Origin of the sequence: Micromonospora sp. DT41 (assembly GCF_049841715.1) — a bacterium.
GTDB classification, from domain to species: Bacteria; Actinomycetota; Actinomycetes; order Mycobacteriales; family Micromonosporaceae; genus Micromonospora; species Micromonospora profundi.
Map to the genome: position 1 here is coordinate 59,100 of NZ_JBNCKU010000014.1, position 15,901 is coordinate 75,000.

General features: G+C 70.2%; 14 protein-coding genes. 4 read left to right on the top strand and 10 right to left on the bottom strand.

All coding sequences use genetic code 11. The features are described 5' to 3' along the window. The first annotated feature begins 3 nt into the window (after positions 1 to 3). Positions 4 to 960, top strand: a complete 957-nt coding sequence (locus ACLQ23_RS24125) for a LysR family transcriptional regulator (protein ID WP_425881139.1) — start codon at positions 4 to 6, stop codon at positions 958 to 960. Here ACLQ23_RS24125 and ACLQ23_RS24130 read toward each other — a convergent pair. From ACLQ23_RS24130 to ACLQ23_RS24165, 8 genes are read right to left on the bottom strand one after another with little or no spacing between them, the layout of a single operon-like run. Further along, positions 885 to 2,123: a vWA domain-containing protein gene (locus ACLQ23_RS24130; protein WP_425881140.1), complete on the bottom strand. Its 1,239-nt coding sequence runs from the start codon at positions 2,121 to 2,123 to the stop codon at positions 885 to 887. The two genes, ACLQ23_RS24125 and ACLQ23_RS24130, sit on opposite strands and share 76 nt — an antisense overlap. Further along, positions 2,120 to 3,154 carry an SRPBCC domain-containing protein gene (locus ACLQ23_RS24135; protein ID WP_425881141.1) on the bottom strand — a complete coding sequence of 345 codons (1,035 nt, stop codon included), beginning with the start codon at positions 3,152 to 3,154 and terminating at the stop codon, positions 2,120 to 2,122. Before ACLQ23_RS24135 ends, ACLQ23_RS24130 begins: the two co-directional genes overlap by 4 nt. Continuing rightward, positions 3,151 to 4,020 (bottom strand): AAA family ATPase, encoded by an 870-nt coding sequence (locus ACLQ23_RS24140; RefSeq protein WP_425881142.1) that lies wholly within the window; start codon positions 4,018 to 4,020, stop codon positions 3,151 to 3,153. Before ACLQ23_RS24140 ends, ACLQ23_RS24135 begins: the two co-directional genes overlap by 4 nt. Beyond that, a complete protein-coding gene (locus ACLQ23_RS24145) occupies positions 4,017 to 4,592 on the bottom strand; it encodes a nucleotidyltransferase family protein (protein WP_425881143.1) in 576 nt (191 codons plus the stop codon). The genes ACLQ23_RS24140 and ACLQ23_RS24145 overlap by 4 nt, the downstream gene beginning before the upstream one ends. Before the next feature lie 3 nt (positions 4,593 to 4,595). Further along, positions 4,596 to 5,462 carry an XdhC family protein gene (locus ACLQ23_RS24150; protein WP_425881144.1) on the bottom strand — a complete coding sequence of 289 codons (867 nt, stop codon included), beginning with the start codon at positions 5,460 to 5,462 and terminating at the stop codon, positions 4,596 to 4,598. Positions 5,463 to 5,473: 11 nt separating this feature from the next. Beyond that, positions 5,474 to 7,864: an aerobic carbon-monoxide dehydrogenase large subunit gene (locus ACLQ23_RS24155; protein WP_425881145.1), complete on the bottom strand. Its 2,391-nt coding sequence runs from the start codon at positions 7,862 to 7,864 to the stop codon at positions 5,474 to 5,476. Further along, positions 7,861 to 8,409, bottom strand: coding sequence for a (2Fe-2S)-binding protein (locus ACLQ23_RS24160; RefSeq protein WP_425881146.1), 549 nt, complete (start codon positions 8,407 to 8,409; stop codon positions 7,861 to 7,863). The genes ACLQ23_RS24155 and ACLQ23_RS24160 overlap by 4 nt, the downstream gene beginning before the upstream one ends. Before the next feature lie 2 nt (positions 8,410 to 8,411). Further along, entirely contained in the window at positions 8,412 to 9,284 is an 873-nt protein-coding gene (locus tag ACLQ23_RS24165; protein ID WP_425881147.1) for an FAD binding domain-containing protein, read from the bottom strand. Between the two features lie 119 nt (positions 9,285 to 9,403). Here ACLQ23_RS24165 and ACLQ23_RS24170 point away from each other — a divergent pair, with 119 nt between their 5' ends. Beyond that, on the top strand, positions 9,404 to 10,480 hold the full coding sequence (locus ACLQ23_RS24170; RefSeq protein WP_425881148.1) for an XdhC family protein: 1,077 nt from the start codon (positions 9,404 to 9,406) through the stop codon (positions 10,478 to 10,480). Positions 10,481 to 10,553: 73 nt separating this feature from the next. On the opposite strand, the gene ACLQ23_RS24175 is transcribed toward ACLQ23_RS24170, so the two are convergent. Both ACLQ23_RS24175 and ACLQ23_RS24180 read right to left on the bottom strand, forming a co-directional pair. Continuing rightward, positions 10,554 to 11,093 carry a cupin domain-containing protein gene (locus tag ACLQ23_RS24175; protein ID WP_425881149.1) on the bottom strand — a complete coding sequence of 180 codons (540 nt, stop codon included), beginning with the start codon at positions 11,091 to 11,093 and terminating at the stop codon, positions 10,554 to 10,556. 277 nt (positions 11,094 to 11,370) lie between these two features. Then, the gene (locus ACLQ23_RS24180; protein ID WP_425881150.1) at positions 11,371 to 11,967 is read right to left on the bottom strand and encodes a phosphoribosyltransferase family protein; all 597 of its coding nucleotides are present in this window, start codon (positions 11,965 to 11,967) and stop codon (positions 11,371 to 11,373) included. A gap of 202 nt (positions 11,968 to 12,169) precedes the next feature. On the opposite strand from ACLQ23_RS24180, the gene ACLQ23_RS24185 reads away from it, so the two are divergent. Then, positions 12,170 to 12,502, top strand: coding sequence for a hypothetical protein (locus ACLQ23_RS24185; RefSeq protein WP_425881151.1), 333 nt, complete (start codon positions 12,170 to 12,172; stop codon positions 12,500 to 12,502). Between the two features lie 123 nt (positions 12,503 to 12,625). Continuing rightward, positions 12,626 to 15,901: a formate dehydrogenase gene (gene fdh / locus ACLQ23_RS24190; protein ID WP_425881152.1), complete on the top strand. Its 3,276-nt coding sequence runs from the start codon at positions 12,626 to 12,628 to the stop codon at positions 15,899 to 15,901.

Below are 15,901 nucleotides of genomic sequence, written 5' to 3' on the forward strand. Positions count from 1 at the left end.
CCGATGACCCCGACGCAACTGCGCGCGTACGTCGCCGTGGTCCGGCTGGGATCCGTCAAGCAGGCCGCCGCCGAGTTGGAGGTCTCCGAGTCGGCCGTCTCCCTGCACGTCGCACAGTTGCGCAAGGAGTTCGGCGACAAGCTGTTCACAAAGACGGCGGCGGGGCTCGCGTTCACGCCTGGCGGGCTCCGGCTGGCCAGCCGCGCGGCGGAGCTGCTGGGCCTTCAGGACCGCACAATTCTTGAGGTGAGCGCCGCGAAGCGCGGCCGTCGACTGTTGCGGGTGGCGGCGTCCAACCTGTTCGCCGAGTTCGCCGCGCCGGGGCTCATCGAGCTGTTCGCGAAGCGGGCCGCCGACCTCGACGTCGAGTTGAGCGTGCGTGACCCGAGCACGTTCGAGTCACTGTTGCTGACCCGTGCCGCGGACATCGCTGTCGGGCCACGGCCGCTCGTCGTCGACGAGGCAATCACCTGCCGGCCGGTGATGAACTACCGGCTGGTGCTTGTCGTCGGCCCGGACCATCCGCTGGGCGGGGTGTCGGCGTCCCCCGGGCAGTTGCGGGAGCAGACCTGGCTGCTCGGCCCGTCGGCGGCCACCGACCTGGGCGCGGTTCCGGCGCTACTGCGCCGGCTGGCCGTACCCGACGACCGGCAGCAGATCTTCCAGAGTCACGCTGCGGCGCTGGGGGAGGCCAAACGGGGCCGGGGCGTCGCGCCGGCGCTGGCCTTCACCGTCGCACCGGACGTGCGCGACGGTCAGCTCAACCTGGTGATGGGGGCACACGCGACGGTCGAGGCCGTGTGGCACTCACAGGTGCTCACCGCCCCCGGTCCGATGTCGGCCGCCGCCGAACTGTCGCGGTTCTCGTCGACACCTCGGGCGATTCAGGCGATGATGCGCGGCGCGGGCGTCAGCGTGGGCCATTTCAAGCCGTCGGTGCACGTCACGCTCTGGAGTTGACCGGCGGCGGCCAGCAGGTCCTGGAACGTCCCGGCCGGCAGCATCCGATCGCAGTAGGGCAGCGCGGCGGCCATGCCCGCCGTCCGGGGCGCGAACCCGGGGGCGCCGGCCCGGGGATTCAACCAGACGATCCGGTACGCGCGGCGGCGCAGCCGGGCCATCACGGCGGCGAGTTCGTCGGGCGGGTCGCTGTCCCAGCCGTCCGAGCCGATCACCACAACGGCCCCGCGAACGACGTCCGCCCGCTGGCCGGTGAGCAGGGCGCGCAGGTTCGTGGCGATGCGGGTGCCGCCGTACCGGTCGGTCACGGCAGCGCTGGCCTGCGCGACCGCCTCGGCCGCCGAGCTGTGCCGCAGCACCACAGTGAGCCGGGTCAGCGTCGTCGCGAACGCGAACACCTCCGCCTCGGCGACCACAGCGAACGCCCGCATCAGATGCAGGTACGCGGTGGCCTGCGCCCGCATCGACTCGCTGACGTCGCAGAGCAGCACGACCCGGCGGGGCCGCCGTACCGCCCGTTCCCGGACGACCTCGACGGGCTCCCACCCGGTGCGGCGTGCCCTGGTGATGGTGGCGCGTAGCGCGATGCGCCCTCCGGCCGCGCTGACGGCGTGCCGCCTCGTGCGCCGGGTCGGCCAGCCGACGACGGCGTCCCGCAGCGCCTCACCGAGCATCGTGACCTGCGTGGCGTCCAACTCGTCGAACGGCCTCTCGGCGAGCCCGGCGAGGGCACTGGGCCGCCGCTCGGGCAGCCGTAGCGCGGTGTCCGACTCCGGCGCGTGGGCGACGGCCGGCGGCAGCGTCGCCCACGGCAGGCCGCCACCGGGCCCGTCGTCGGCGGTGGCCGTCGGCACCGGTACGTGGACGTCGTCGCGGTCTCCCGCCGGCGACGCCGACCGGTCCGGCGGCGGCAGCGGTGGCGCGTCCTCGAAGACCGCCGCGAAGACGCTGTCGAACGCTGCCAGGTCCGCGTGCCGCCGGACCAGGCTGACCCGGGCGGCCCAGTAGAGCGTGGACATGTCCCCGGGAGGGCTGGCGTCGAGAGCCCGGACGAAGTCGTCGATCTCGGTGAGCCCGGCCGCGACGCCCGCGTGCCGCAGCCGACCCGCGAACGACACGGCGAACGAGGCTCTGTCGACCCCGCGCAGCAGGCCCGGGCTCACCGCCGCGCGACCAGCCAGGCGATCACCGCGCCGACCACGACGAGGCCGACGACCGCGGGTACGAGCCGCTTGGTGATCGAACCGCCCGCGAGGCTGAGCAGGTCGAGCGCCTCCGGTTCGGCAGCCGGTGCGGTGCGCCCGTCGACAGCCGGCGGCCTGCCCTGTGCTGGCCCGGCGGTGGGGTGCCCCATGACGGACCGCTCGTCCGTCGACGGGTCGGCGGGGGACGGCTCGCCGGCCGACGGTTCGGCGAGCGGCGACGGCTCGGCAGGAGCCTCGGTGATCGGGGACGCGGTGATCGCTGTCGGCTCGATCGGCGACGGCGCGATAGGGGACGGGTCGACCGGGGAGGGCGCGACGGCGGCCGTGGCGGGGATGGTGGTGACCGCAGTGGCGGACGCGGCCGGGGACAGTTCGGGTTCCTCCGACGCGACGAGGGCGGACGCGGCGGGATCGTCCCCGCTTCGCGCCGCCGGTACGGCTGCGGCGTCGCCTCCGGCGCCCCGCACGTCTGCGACGGTCTGCGGCGCTGCGCCGGTCGGCACGCCCGCGGCTGTCGGTGCCGCTGCGGCGGTCGGCGTCGTCTGCTCGGCTGCCAGCTTCGCCTCCAGGTTGGCGACGAACTGGGCCAGCAGCTTGCCCGACACCTCCTTGATCATGCCGCTGCCGAACTGGGCCAGCTTCCCCGAGATCTTCAGGTCGGTGTCGACGCTCACCAACGTACGGTCGCCGTCGGGCCGGAGCTGGGCGGTGACAAGCGCGGACGCGTTCCCGGTCGACCGGGCGTCGCGGCCCTTGGCGTCGATCACCCCGCGGTAGGCGGCGCTGTCCTTCTCGGCGAACTGCGCGGTGCCCGCGAACTCCGAGATGACCGGCCCGACCTTGACCTTCACCTTGCCGCGGTAGACGTCCCCGTCGACGCCCGTCAACTGCGCGCCCGGCAGGCAGGGCGCGATCCCCGCCAGGTCGGTGAGCACCGCCCACGCCCTGTCGATCGGAACGGCGACAGTGAACTCGTTGGTGATCTTCATCGTTGGCTCTCCTGGTAGGCGCCGAGCGCGGCGGCGACCACGGCGCGGTCGTCGGGGGTCTTGGCGATGGTGCCGATGGTGTGCCCGACGGTGTCGGCGGCCAGGTCGGCGGCACCGAGCACGGCCAGCGCGGCCACCCAGTCGATGGCCTCGGCCATCCCGGGCGCCTTCTCCAACTCCCGGCCGCGTACGTCGCCGACGAACTGCACGGCCGCCCGGATCAGCGGTTCGGTGGCACCCGGCACCGCCCGGCGCACGATCTCCACGGCGCGGTCCGGGCCGGGGAAGTCGATCCAGTGATAGAGGCAGCGGCGGCGCAGCGCGTCGTGCAACTCGCGGCTGCGGTTGGAGGTCAGCACCACGACCGGTGGCGTGCGGGCGGTGAACGTACCGAGTTCGGGGATGGTGATGCCGGCCTCGCCGAGGAACTCGAACAGCAGCGCCTCGAACTCGTCGTCGGCGCGGTCGATCTCGTCGATCAGCAGCACAGGAGGGACCGGCCCCCGGTGGCGTACGGCCCGCAGGATCGGCCGTTCCTGGAGGTATTCGGCGCTGAACAGGTCCGCGTCGGTGAGTCGAGCGTGCTGTGCCTCGGCGAGCCGGATCGCCAGCAGTTGCCGCTGGTAGTTCCACTCGTAGAGCGCCTCACCGGCGGTCAGCCCCTCGTAGCACTGCAACCGGATCAGCGGCGTCTCCAACGCCCGGGCCAGCGCCTTCGCGGCGGCGGTCTTGCCGACGCCCGGCTCGCCCTCCAGCAGCAGCGGCCGGCCGAGCCGCAACGCCAGGAAGAGGGCCATCGCCATGCCGTCGTCGACCAGGTAGTCGACGGCGTCGAGGCGGTGCCGGACGGTCAGCGCGTCCTTCATGCCTCGCCTGCCAGCAGGCGCTCGTAGTCCGCGCGGGTGTCCACGTCGATCGGCACCGGCCCGTCGACGGGCACCTCGGTCACCGGGTGGCGCCCGGAGTGCAGCAGCTTCCACACGGCCTTGTCCCCGTGCAGGTCGTACAGCTCGGGAATGACCTCGCGGCCGAAACGGAACGGATGGCCAAGCCCGTCGACGTACCGGCAGACCGCCAGCGGGGTGCCGGCCGTGGCGACCCGGCGGACGTCGGCGGCGCGGACGCCGGGCTGGTCGCCGAGGAGCAGCACGAGCGCGTCGGCGCGCGGGTCCACAGCCCGAGCGGCGGTGCTGACCGACGACCCGCAACCGCTGCTGAACTCCGGGTTCTCGACGACCTGGCAGCCGGTGAGGTCGACCCGGTCGCGCACGTCGCCCGCCGCGCCGCCGAGGGTGACGAGCAACTGGTCGAAGCCGCACGAGCGGGCCAGGTCGAGGGTGGCGTCGAGCAGTGTCCGCCCCCGGTACGGCAGCAGTTGCTTCGCCTCGCCGAGCCGCACCGATGCCCCCGCGGCGAGCACCAGGCCGGTCAGGAACACGGGTTACGCCGCCGTGTAGGTAGCGAGGCAGCCGGCGCAGCAGAACCAGACGTCCTGCCCGTCGACCCGGGCGTGCGGGGTGTCCGGCCCGATCAGCACTGTCATCCCGCACACCGGATCGACGGACTGCTCGGGCCTGGTGACGACCGCGCCCACGGCCGGGCGCAGGCCGTCCACCCGGATGGCCCGGACCACCTCGGACACGATGGACAGCGCGATCTCCTGCGGCGTGTGCGCGCCGATGTCCAGACCGGCGGGCGAGTGGACGAGGGCGCGTTCGGCGTCGGTCAGCTCCAGCTCGTCGAGCACGGCGGTGCCGCGCTTGTGGCTGGCGACAAGCGCCACGAACCCCACGCCCGCGTCGAGGGCCGCCCGGATGGCGTCCTGCTCGCCCCTGCCCAGCCCGGCCACCACGACCGCCGTGCAGCCGGCGTAGTCCTCGGACGTCACGACGTCGAATTCGAGGAACCGGGCGAGGGTCGCCACCGCGTCACTGATCGGCGTGGCGCCGACCACGCGCAGCGCCGGCGCGGGCAGCCTCGGCTGGAGGAAGATCTCGATAGCGCCGCCGGAGTGGCACGGGTTGACCACCACCCGCGCCCCCGGCGCCTCGGGAAACGGCGCCGATTCCTCCGGCAGCACCCGCAGCAGCACGGCGGTGCCGTCGCGCAGCGCGTCCAGGGCGGCCGCCCGCACCGAACCTTCGGCGCACACCCCGCCCACGAAGCCCTCGATCGAGCCGTCCGAGCGGATCACCGCGGCGTCACCCGGCCGGGCCGACGTCGGCTCCTGCGCGCGGACCACTGTGGCGTGCACGAACGGCTCCCGGGTGACTGTCAACTCCTGGGCGCGTTCCGCGATGGTGGTCATCGTCGGCCCTCTCAGATCGGCGGCCGAGCCTGGCCGCGCATCGCGTCCCAGACCCGCGACGGCGTCAGCGGCATGTCGGCGTGGCGTACGCCGAACGGTTTCAGGGCGTCGATGACGGCGTTGACGATCGCCGGCGGCGAACCGACGGTTGCCGACTCGCCCACGCCCTTCGCGCCGATCGGGTGGTGCGGCGACGGGGTGACGGTGAAGCCGGTCTCCCAGTCGGGCACCTCCAGCGACGTCGGGATCAGATAGTCCATCAGGGATGCGCCGAGGCAGTTGCCGTCCTCGTCGAACGCGATCATCTCCATGAGGGCCATGCCGACGCCGTCGGTCAGCCCGCCGTGCACCTGCCCCTCGATGATCATCGGGTTGATCCGGGTGCCGCAGTCGTCGACAGCGATGAACCGTCGCACCGTCACCTGCGCGGTGCCCGGGTCGATGTCCACCACGCAGATGTACGCGCCGTGCGGGTAGGTCAGGTTCGACGGGTTGTAGCAGATCTGCGCCTCCAACCCACCCTCGATGCCGTCGGGCAGGTCACCCGCGCCGTGCGCGCGCATGGCGATGTCCTGGATGGTGACGGACCTGCCCGGGTCACCCGCGACGTGGAACGAGCCCTTGTCCCATTCCAGGTCCGCCACCGAGACCTCCAGCATCGCGGAGGCGATGATCCGGGCCTTGTCGCGGACCTTGCGGGCCACCAGGGCCGCCGCCGCACCCGACACGGGCGTCGAGCGGCTGCCGTACGTGCCGAGGCCGAACGGGGTGTTGTCGGTATCGCCGTGCAGCACCTCGATGTCCGCCGGCGGAATCCCGATCTCCTCGGCGATGATCTGCGCGAACGTCGTCTCGTGCCCCTGACCCTGCGACTGCACGCTCAGGCGTACCACAGCTTTTCCGGTCGGGTGGACGCGCAGCTCGCAGCCGTCGGCCATGCCCAGCCCGAGAATGTCCATGTTCTTGCGCGGCCCGGCGCCGACGGCCTCGGTGAAGAACGCGATGCCGATGCCCATCAGCTCGCCGCGGGCGCGCTTCTCCGCCTGCTCGCGGCGCAGCTCGTCGTACCCGGCCATCTCCATCGCCAGCCGCATCGTCGGCTCGTAGTTGCCCGAGTCGTACACCCAGCCGGTCTTCGTCGTGTACGGGAACTGCTCCGGCTGGATGAAGTTCTTCAACCGCAGCTCGGCCGGGTCCATGCCCAGCTCGTCGGCGAGGCAGTCGACGATCCGCTCGACAAGATAGACCGCCTCGGTGATCCGGAACGAGCAGGCGTACGCGACGCCGCCGGGCGCCTTGTTCGTGAAGACCGCTGTCATCTTGCAGTACGCGGCCTCGATGTCGTAGCTGCCGGTGAACACCCCGAAGAAACCGGCCGGGTACTTCACCGGCGCGGCGGTGCCGTTGAACGCGCCGTGGTCGGCGAGCACGTTGGTGCGGATGCCCAGGATCCGGCCGTCGCGGGTCGCCGCGATCTCGCCGCGCATGATGTAGTCGCGGGCGAAACCGGTGCTGATCAGGTTCTCCGACCGGTCCTCCATCCACTTCACCGGCTTGCCGGTGACGATCGAGGCGACGATCGCGCAGACGTACCCGGGATAGATCGGCACCTTGTTGCCGAACCCGCCGCCGATGTCCGGCGCGATCACCTGGATCTTGTGTTCGGGCAGGCCCGCCACGATGGCGTAGAGCGTGCGGTGCGCGTGCGGCGCCTGGGTGGTCGACCACAGCCGCAGCTTGCCCTCGACGGCGTCGTAGTCGGCGACAGCACCGCACGTCTCCATCGGCGCCGGGTGCACCCGGGGGTAGACGAGGTCCTGGCTGACCACGACGTCGGCGCGGGCGAAGACCGCCTCGGTGGCCGCCTCGTCGCCGGTCTCCCAGTCGAAGCAGTGGTTGTTCGTCTTGCCTTCCAGGTCGTCGCGGATCAGCGGCGCGTCCGGCTCCAGGGCACGGCGCGCGTCGATCACCGGCTCCAGGATGTCGTACTCGACGTCGATCAGCTCCAGCGCGTCACGCGCCAGATAGCGGTCGTCGGCAACGACGAACGCGACCTCCTGACCCTGGAAACGCACCTTGTCGGTGGCGAGGACCGCCTGCACGTCGTTGGAGAGCGTGGGCATCCAGGCAAGGTTCTGCTGCGCCAGCGCGGCCCCGGTCACCACAGCGCGCACCCCGGGCGACGCCTCGGCGGCACTCGTGTCGATGCTGACGATGCGGGCGTGCGCCACCGGCGACCGGAGGATCGCCAGGTGCAGCATGCCGGGCAGTTGGACGTCGTCGACGTACCGGCCGCGCCCGCGCAGGAACCTCGGGTCCTCCTTGCGCAGCATCCGGCCGTACCCGACGGGCTTCTGGTCGTTGTCGTGGAACGTGTCCACGCGCTCGTGCACGGTGGTCATGCGACGGCCTCCGCGGGCTGGCCGGCGTTGTCGATCTCGCCGGCCTCGGACGATTCGGTGGTCTCGGTGACCGTGGCGGCGGCCCGCGCCTCGGCCACGGCGGCCCAGCGGACCGAGCGCACGATCGTGGCGTACCCCGTGCACCGGCAGATCTGACCCGAGATGGCCTCCCGGATCTCCGCCTCGCTCGGGTCGGGGTTGCGGTCGAGCAGCGCCCGCGCGGTCATCATCATCCCCGGCGTGCAGAAGCCGCACTGCAGGCCGTGGCACTGCATGAAGCCTTCCTGGACCGGGTCGAGCTGGGCGCCCTTGGCGAGACCCTCGACGGTACGCACCTGGTGGCCGCCGGCCATCGCCGCGAGCACGGTGCACGACTTCACCGGCTCGCCGTCGAGCCAGACCACGCAGGTGCCGCAGTTGCTGGTGTCGCAGCCCCAGTGCGTGCCGGTCAGCCCCAGCACGTCCCGCAGGAAGTGCACCAGCAGCAGCCGGGCCTCGATCTCCCGGGTGACCTCGACGTCGTTGACGGTCATGGTGACCTGCATGCTCAGCTCCTCGCCCGTTCCACGGCCCGGCGCAGGGTCCGCCTGGTCAGCTCGGCGGCCAGATGCCGCTTGTAGTCGGCACTGCCGCGCTGGTCGGTCACCGGGTCGCAGCTGCGCGCCGCGATCGCCCCGGCCTGCTCGTAGAGGGCCTCCGAGGGCTCCTGCCCGCGTAGCGCGGCGGAGATCTCCGGGATGCCCGTCGTGTTGGGACCGACCGCCGCGAGCCCGACCCGGGCGTCGGCGATCACGCCGCCGTCGAGCCACACCGCAGCGCCGGCCGACACCACGGCCCAGTCGCCGGCCCTGCGCTCCACCTTGGCGTACGCGCTGCCGCAGCCCGGCCGCACCGGCAGCCGTACCTCGACGAGCATCTCGCCGTCCGCGACGGCGGTCTCGTACGGCCCGACGTGGAACTCCTCCATCGACACGACCCGCTCCGCGCCGCCCGGACCGCGGATCACGCACCGCGCGTCAAGCGTCGTGCAGACCGCCGAGAGGTCCTCGGACGGGTCGGCCTGGCAGAGCGAGCCGCCCAACGTGCCCCGGTTGCGCACCACCGGGTCGGCGATCACCCGCTCCGCGTCGGCGAAGATGGGGAACGCCGCCGCCAGCACCTGAGAGTCGAGCAACTCCCGATGCCGGGTGAGCGCGCCGATCCGCACCTCGTCCGGGCCGGCCTCGATGTAGCCCAGCTCGCCGTGCAGGTCGTTGATGTCGATCAGATAGTCGAAGTTGGCCAGCCGCAGCTTCATCATCGGCAGCAGGCTGTGCCCGCCGGCGATCAGGCGGGCTGTACTGCCCAGCCGCTCCAACAGGCTGATCGCATGGTCCACACTGGTGGCTCGCTCGTACTCGAACGGTGCCGGTACCTGCATGTCGTACCTCCGCAGTCCGGTGCAATCTGAGCCCGGCGGTAGGCAAAGTCAACGGCGACCTAAGTAACTGCTTAGGTCGCCGTTGACGGTGCCGCAGGGCCTCGCGGATGGTGCGGGCCATGCGGGACATCGCCGACGGGCTGACGGACTGGCGCACTCGTGGCGTCGCGTTCGCCGTCGCGACAGTCGTCCGGACGTGGCAGTCGGCACCTCGGCCGGCGGGCGCCGCCATGGCGGTCTCCGCCGACGGCGAGGCGCTGGGCAGCATCTCGGGCGGCTGCGTCGAGGCTGCCGTCTACGACCTCTGCCGCACCGCCATCGAGACCGGAACGGCCCACACCGCAACCTACGGTGTCAGCGACGACGACGCGTTCGACATCGGCCTGACCTGCGGCGGCACCATCCAGGTGCTCGTGCAGCCGGACGTCGCGTTGACCGAGCCCGACGAGGTGCTGGCAGCGATACGCGACGGCCGTCCGGTCGCCACCGCGACGATGGAGAACGCGCAACTGGTGATCTGGCCCGACCGGGTCGCGGGCAGCCTGGGCGCACCCGACCTGGACGACGCGGCGGCCCGACAGGCGGCCGGGATGCTCGCCCTCGGCACCACCAGCACGCTCCATCTTGGACGTCAGGGCGAGCAGCGCGGCGACGAGGTGAGCGTGTTCGTCCAGTCGTACGTGCCGCCGCCCCGGATGATTATCTTCGGGGCGATCGACTTCGCCGCCGCGATGGCGCGGATGGGCACGTTCCTCGGCTACCACGTGACGGTCTGCGACGCCCGACCCGTGTTCGCCACCCGCTCACGTTTCCCGGCCGCCGACGACCTCGTCGTCCAGTGGCCGCACAAGTACCTGGAGACGACGACCATCGACGACCGCACGGTGCTCTGCGTCCTGACCCACGACCCCAAGTTCGACGTACCGCTGCTCCAGGTCGCCCTGCTCACACCTGCCCGCTACATCGGCGTAATGGGCAGCCGCCGTGCACACGACGACCGGATGCGCCGGCTGCGCGACGCAGGTGTGAGCGAGGGCGCGCTGGAACGGCTCTGCTCGCCGATCGGCCTGGACCTGGGGGCGCGGACGCCGGAGGAGACGGCGGTGGCGATCGCCGCCGAGATCACCGCGCGGGCCTGGGGCGGCTCGGGTCGCCCGCTCAGCGAACTCGACACCCCGATCCACCACGCCGCATGACCTGACGCGGCTCCGCTGGCGCTCGCGGGTGTGCGGGTCTACCTGTCGCGCGACGTTCGCCGGTCCGCCGCGCTCACGCCCAGTCGTCGCCGCTGGGCATCAGGATCATCTGGTGGGCGTCCAGGGCGTCCGCCATTGCGGCGAACCTCTCGGCTGTCCACTCCGGAGGCGGATTGCCCGACGGGTCGGGATCGTCGGCGTAGTCGAGAAAGAACTGCTCGGCTCCGGCCGGCGTGTAGAAGACCATGAGCGTGCCCGTCTCGTCGCTCAGATTCTTGAACGCGTGGCGGGTGAGGCGCGGAACGTAGATGAAGTCACCGGGGCCGGCGTCGAAGGTGCCCGCACCGTTTATGAACCGGAACTCGCCGGACGCGACGTAGAACGCCTCGTCCTCGGCCCCGTGGGCGTGCGGGACGTTGCCGAAGCCGGGGGCGACGTCCATCGACAGGAGGCTGAGCTTGCCATCGGTCTGGTCTCCGGTGACCTTGACCAGGGTCGACTCCTTGCCGCCGTTGACGAGCTTGGGAACTCCCTCGTCCTTGCGTACCACGAAGCCGTTCGCTGCTGTCCATAGTGGACTATTGGGATCCGGCGCTGGGCGCTGCTGGTTCATGCCGCACACACCTTTGCTCGTTGATTGTTGGACGGGAACGCCCGGACCGGTTGTCGGCGGGCGCCTGTCTCGGCGTCGAATTCCCCGATTTGTTGATCTCGATTTCCGATTTCCGGCGCCATGGACAAAGATAGCGCCGCAGTCCCGCGTGATTCAACAAGGCGTATGCGAAAGAGGGCGTGAGTAGCCACACGAAGCTCATTTGAACTTTCGTGCGGCTCGTCCGTCTATATCTGTCGATGGTGGGTCGGCGAGTCGTCACCCAGTGGTCGTGTGGCTACTTGGCCCTGCCCCACGGGAAATAGAAGTCGTCGTTGTCGGCGAGCCACCAGTAGTACTCGGGGGCCTTGTGGTTCTTGCACGCGACTCGCGTGACCGCCACCGACGCCGCCCGGATCCGATCAGCCGGCACCCCGGACTCGATCAGGCGCTCCCGCAGCCTCGCCAGGAAGTCGCCGGACATCACGAAGTCGTCGATGATCAGAATATTGCCATCCTTGTAATTCAGGACGGCCTTGGGAATCGTGACGATCCACTTGCTCGTCGTGAAATAGAAAGACCCGTCAGATTTCACCGGATTGTGCGGGTCTTCCCGCCATGTGCGGGTGCCGACGAACACCGGCGGCTGGTTCTGGAACTCGGTCGCGAGCAGATTGCCAAAGGTGGCGCCCGCGAGGCCAGGTGTGACAATCGCGCTGGGTGGAAATTCCCTCCTGATCTGCCGGCCGAGGTCGTTCGCGGCGTTCTGCAGATCGGCCCAGTCGAGACGCTTCTTCGCCAGGTTGAGTTGCTCGGCCTTGCGCGCGTAATAGATGGTGAGCACGAGGCCGACGACGCCGATGACGAAACCGCCTATCCCCAGCCATCGATCCATGTTCACATCCTCTGGGCAGAGTCGCCAATGGTCCGACCGGCGGAAACCGAGCATAGTGGACAATGCCTTGGACGCTGATCGTTCGTTCGCACGATTCCGTCGGTCCGTCTGCCCGGCCGGCCATCGGGCGGTGGCGGTCCAGCGCGAACACTGCGACTTCGGCTGATCCTCGTGCGGGCGACCGCACATTACTGTCTGCCGCATGGGATCCGTGGACCTTGTCCTGGCCGCCGCCGTTGCCGTGGTCAACCTCGCCCTCGCCGCCGTGCTGCTCGCCAAGAGCCGTGGCGGCACGACGGTGCCCCGCATCTTCGGCCGCCCGCAGCCGTCACCGCGTCTGCGGGCCGCGATGCACATCTGCCTGGGCCTGGGGCTGGGCGTCGGATGGCTTGTCGAGGACGTTTTCCCGCCCCATTCCCTGGGCGACCAGGTGGTGTTCACCGTGGTGATGATCCTGCTGGCGGCTGGTGTCGTCACGGCCCTGCTGGTTGCTTTCCGGCACCCGCGTCCCGTCCGTGACAAGGTCGCCAGCTAGCCGACCCGTCTGCTTGACCCTGTCGGGTCTGCTCGTCTCTGACGATCCCGCTGCGGCAGGGCCGCCACCTCGTCTAACGTCAGGTTGTTCATATTTGGCAGGGTTGGCCCGAGAGGTGCGGCGATGGGGGTGCGCAGCTGGATCGAGGGCTGGCCGCTCTATCGCCAGCTCACCGGCACCGACCCCCTCGGTCGGGGTGCTGCGGCCAAGTCCGCCCGTTCACTGTCGCTGACCGCCCGCACGGAGACCGCCGACAGCGTCGCGCGGTCGGTGTGCCCGTACTGCGCTGTGGGTTGTGGTCAGCGGGTGTTCGTCACCGACGGGCAGGTCAGTCAGATCGAGGGTGATCCGGACAGCCCGATCTCGCGGGGTCGGCTCTGCCCGAAGGGCTCGGCGAGCAAGAGCCTGGTGACGAGCCCGCTGCGACCCACAAAGGTCCGCTACCGGCGGCCGTACGGCACCGAGTGGGAGGACCTCGATCTCGACACGGCGCTGAACATGATCGCCGATCGGGTCCTGGCCGCCCGGGACGAGACCTGGGAGGACGTCGACGACGAGGGCCGGCCACTCAACCGGACGCTCGGTATCTCCAGCCTCGGTGGGGCGACGCTGGACAACGAGGAGAACTACCTCATCAAGAAGCTGTTCACGGCGATGGGGGCGCTCCAGATCGAGAACCAGGCCCGTATTTGACACTCCGCCACCGTCCCCGGTCTGGGGGCCAGCTTCGGTCGTGGCGGCGCCACCCAGTTCCAGCAGGACCTGTCGAACTCCGACATGATCGTCATTCAGGGTTCGAACATGGCCGAGGCGCATCCTGTGGGTTTCCAGTGGGTGATGGAGGCCAAGCGTCGTGGTGCGAAGGTGTTTCACGTCGACCCGCGGTTCACGCGTACCAGCGCGGTGGCGGACAGCTACCTGCCGATCCGGGCGGGTACTGACATCGCGTTGCTGGGTGGGGTGGTGCGCTACATCCTGGAGAACGAGCTGGACTTCCGGGAGTACGTCGTCGCCTACACGAACGCCGCGACGATCGTGACCGAGGAGTACCGCGACACCGAGGATCTGCACGGCCTCTTCTCCGGCTTCAACGAGGACAACGCCAGCTACGACCAGACCAGCTGGCAGTACGAGGGGAACGAGGACAACGGCTCCACCCATGACACCGAGAAGCAGCGGGAGACCGCGGCGGGGTTGGAGCACGAGTCGCACGGCGCGCCGGTGGGCGGGCAGACCCAGCGGGACGAGACGTTGCAGCACCCGCGCTGCGTGTACCAGATCCTGAAACGGCACTACGCGCGCTACACGCCGGAGATGGTGGAGCGGGTCTGCGGCATCCCGCAGGAGAGATTCCTGGAACTCGCGCAGGCGTGGACGGCGAACTCGGGCCGGGAGCGGACGAGCATGCTCGTCTACTCGGTGGGGTGGACGCAGCACAGCGTTGGTGTGCAGTACATCCGCACCGGGGCGATCATCCAGCTGTTGTTGGGCAACATGGGCCGCCCGGGTGGTGGGGTCATGGCCCTGCGGGGGCATGCCAGCATCCAGGGCTCCACCGACATTCCGACGTTGTTCAACCTGTTGCCGGGCTATCTGCCGATGCCGCACCACGCCGATCACCCGACCTTCGACGAATGGGTGAACAGCATCCGCCACCCTGGGCAGAAGGGCTTCTGGGACAACGCCCGCGCCTACGGAGTGAACCTGCTCAAGGCGTACTGGGGGGACGCGGCCACCGCCGAGAACGACTACTGCTACGGCTACCTGCCGCGGATGACCGGCGATCACGGCACGTACCAGCAGGTGTTGAACATGATCGACGGGAAGATCAAGGGGTACTTCCTGCTCGGTCAGAACCCGGCTGTGGGTTCGGCGCACGGTCGGGCGCAGCGGCTTGGCATGGCGAATCTGGATTGGCTTGTGGTTCGGGATCTGTTCATGATCGAGAGTGCGACGTTCTGGCAGAACGGTCCCGAGGTGGCCACCGGGGAGATCGTTCCGGAGGAGTGTCGTACCGAGGTGTTCTTCCTGCCGGCGGCATCGCATGTGGAGAAGGAGGGCACGTTCACCCAGACCCAGCGGCTGTTGCAGTGGCGGGAGAAGGCCGTCGAGCCGCCAGGTGACGCACGCTCCGAGCTGTGGTTCTTCTACCACCTCGGGCGCATCATCCGGGAACGCCTGGCACAGTCGGCGCGCCCCCGCGACCGGGCGTTGCTCGACCTCAACTGGAACTACCCCACGCACGGCCCGAACGCCGAGCCGAGCGCCGAAGCCGTGCTGTACGAGATCAACGGCTACGAGGTGGCCAGCGGCCGACCGTTGTCGACCTTCACCGAGATGACCGATGACGGGAGCACCGCCGGCGGCTGCTGGATCTACACGGGTGTGTACGCCGACGGCGTCAACCAGGCCGCCCGCCGCAAACCCGGCGCCGAGCAGTCCCTCGTTGCCCCGGAGTGGGGCTGGGCATGGCCGGCGAACCGGCGGATCCTCTACAACCGTGCCTCCGCGGACCCGGACGGCAGACCGTGGAGCGAACGCAAGAAGTACGTCTGGTGGGACCCGGACAAGGGTGAATGGACCGGCTACGACGTACCGGACTTCGAGAAGAACAAACCGCCGTCGTACCGTCCGCCGCCGAACACCTCAGGCGTGGCGGGCATCGCGGGCGACGACCCGTTCGTCCTCCAGGGCGACGGCAAGGGCTGGTTGTACGCGCCCAGCGGCGTCCTGGACGGGCCGCTGCCGACGCACTACGAGCCTGTCGAGTCGCCGGTGCGTAACCCGCTCTACCGGCAGCAGGCCAACCCGACCCGCAAGGTCTACACCCACCCGATCAACACGCTCAACCCGAGCCCGCCGGAGGAGTACAGCGACGTCTTCCCGTACGTCTTCACAGTCAGCCGCCTCACCGAGCACCACACCGCCGGCGGGATGAGCCGCACAGTCCCGCACCTCGCCGAGTTGCAGCCGGAGATGTTCGTCGAGGTGTCGCCCGAGTTGGCGGCCCTGCGCGGGCTGAGCCACCTGGGTTGGGCGCACCTGGTCACCACCCGCGCGGCTATCGAGGCGAAGGTCCTGGTGACCGACCGCGTCACCCCGCTGCGGGTGGATGGGCGGATCATCCACCAGGTGTGGCTGCCGTACCACTTCGGTTTCGAGGGTCTGGTGACCGGCGACTCGGCAAACGACCTGTTCGGCATCACCCTCGACCCCAACGTCCTCATCCAGGAGAGCAAGGTCGGCACCTGCGACGTACGGCCCGGACGACGCCCGGACGGGCAGGCGCTGTTGGACCTCGTCTTCGACTACCGGCGGCGGTCGGGGAACCTGAGCCACCGCTACCCGCCGCTGATCACGACCGACGTCGCCGACAGCAGCAGCGACCAGGAGGCCTGA

What these genes read in the sequence shown, in the direction of transcription:
- ACLQ23_RS24125 (WP_425881139.1), top strand. Translation starts at nt 4, where the DNA reads ATGACCCCGACGCAACTGCGCGCGTACGTCGCCGTGGTCCGGCTGGGA.
- ACLQ23_RS24135 (WP_425881141.1), bottom strand. Translation starts at nt 3,154, where the DNA reads ATGAAGATCACCAACGAGTTCACTGTCGCCGTTCCGATCGACAGGGCG.
- ACLQ23_RS24140 (WP_425881142.1), bottom strand. Translation starts at nt 4,020, where the DNA reads ATGAAGGACGCGCTGACCGTCCGGCACCGCCTCGACGCCGTCGACTAC.
- ACLQ23_RS24150 (WP_425881144.1), bottom strand. Translation starts at nt 5,462, where the DNA reads ATGACCACCATCGCGGAACGCGCCCAGGAGTTGACAGTCACCCGGGAG.
- ACLQ23_RS24155 (WP_425881145.1), bottom strand. Translation starts at nt 7,864, where the DNA reads ATGACCACCGTGCACGAGCGCGTGGACACGTTCCACGACAACGACCAG.
- ACLQ23_RS24160 (WP_425881146.1), bottom strand. Translation starts at nt 8,409, where the DNA reads ATGCAGGTCACCATGACCGTCAACGACGTCGAGGTCACCCGGGAGATC.
- ACLQ23_RS24165 (WP_425881147.1), bottom strand. Translation starts at nt 9,284, where the DNA reads ATGCAGGTACCGGCACCGTTCGAGTACGAGCGAGCCACCAGTGTGGAC.
- ACLQ23_RS24170 (WP_425881148.1), top strand. Translation starts at nt 9,404, where the DNA reads ATGCGGGACATCGCCGACGGGCTGACGGACTGGCGCACTCGTGGCGTC.
- ACLQ23_RS24175 (WP_425881149.1), bottom strand. Translation starts at nt 11,093, where the DNA reads ATGAACCAGCAGCGCCCAGCGCCGGATCCCAATAGTCCACTATGGACA.
- ACLQ23_RS24180 (WP_425881150.1), bottom strand. Translation starts at nt 11,967, where the DNA reads ATGGATCGATGGCTGGGGATAGGCGGTTTCGTCATCGGCGTCGTCGGC.
- ACLQ23_RS24185 (WP_425881151.1), top strand. Translation starts at nt 12,170, where the DNA reads ATGGGATCCGTGGACCTTGTCCTGGCCGCCGCCGTTGCCGTGGTCAAC.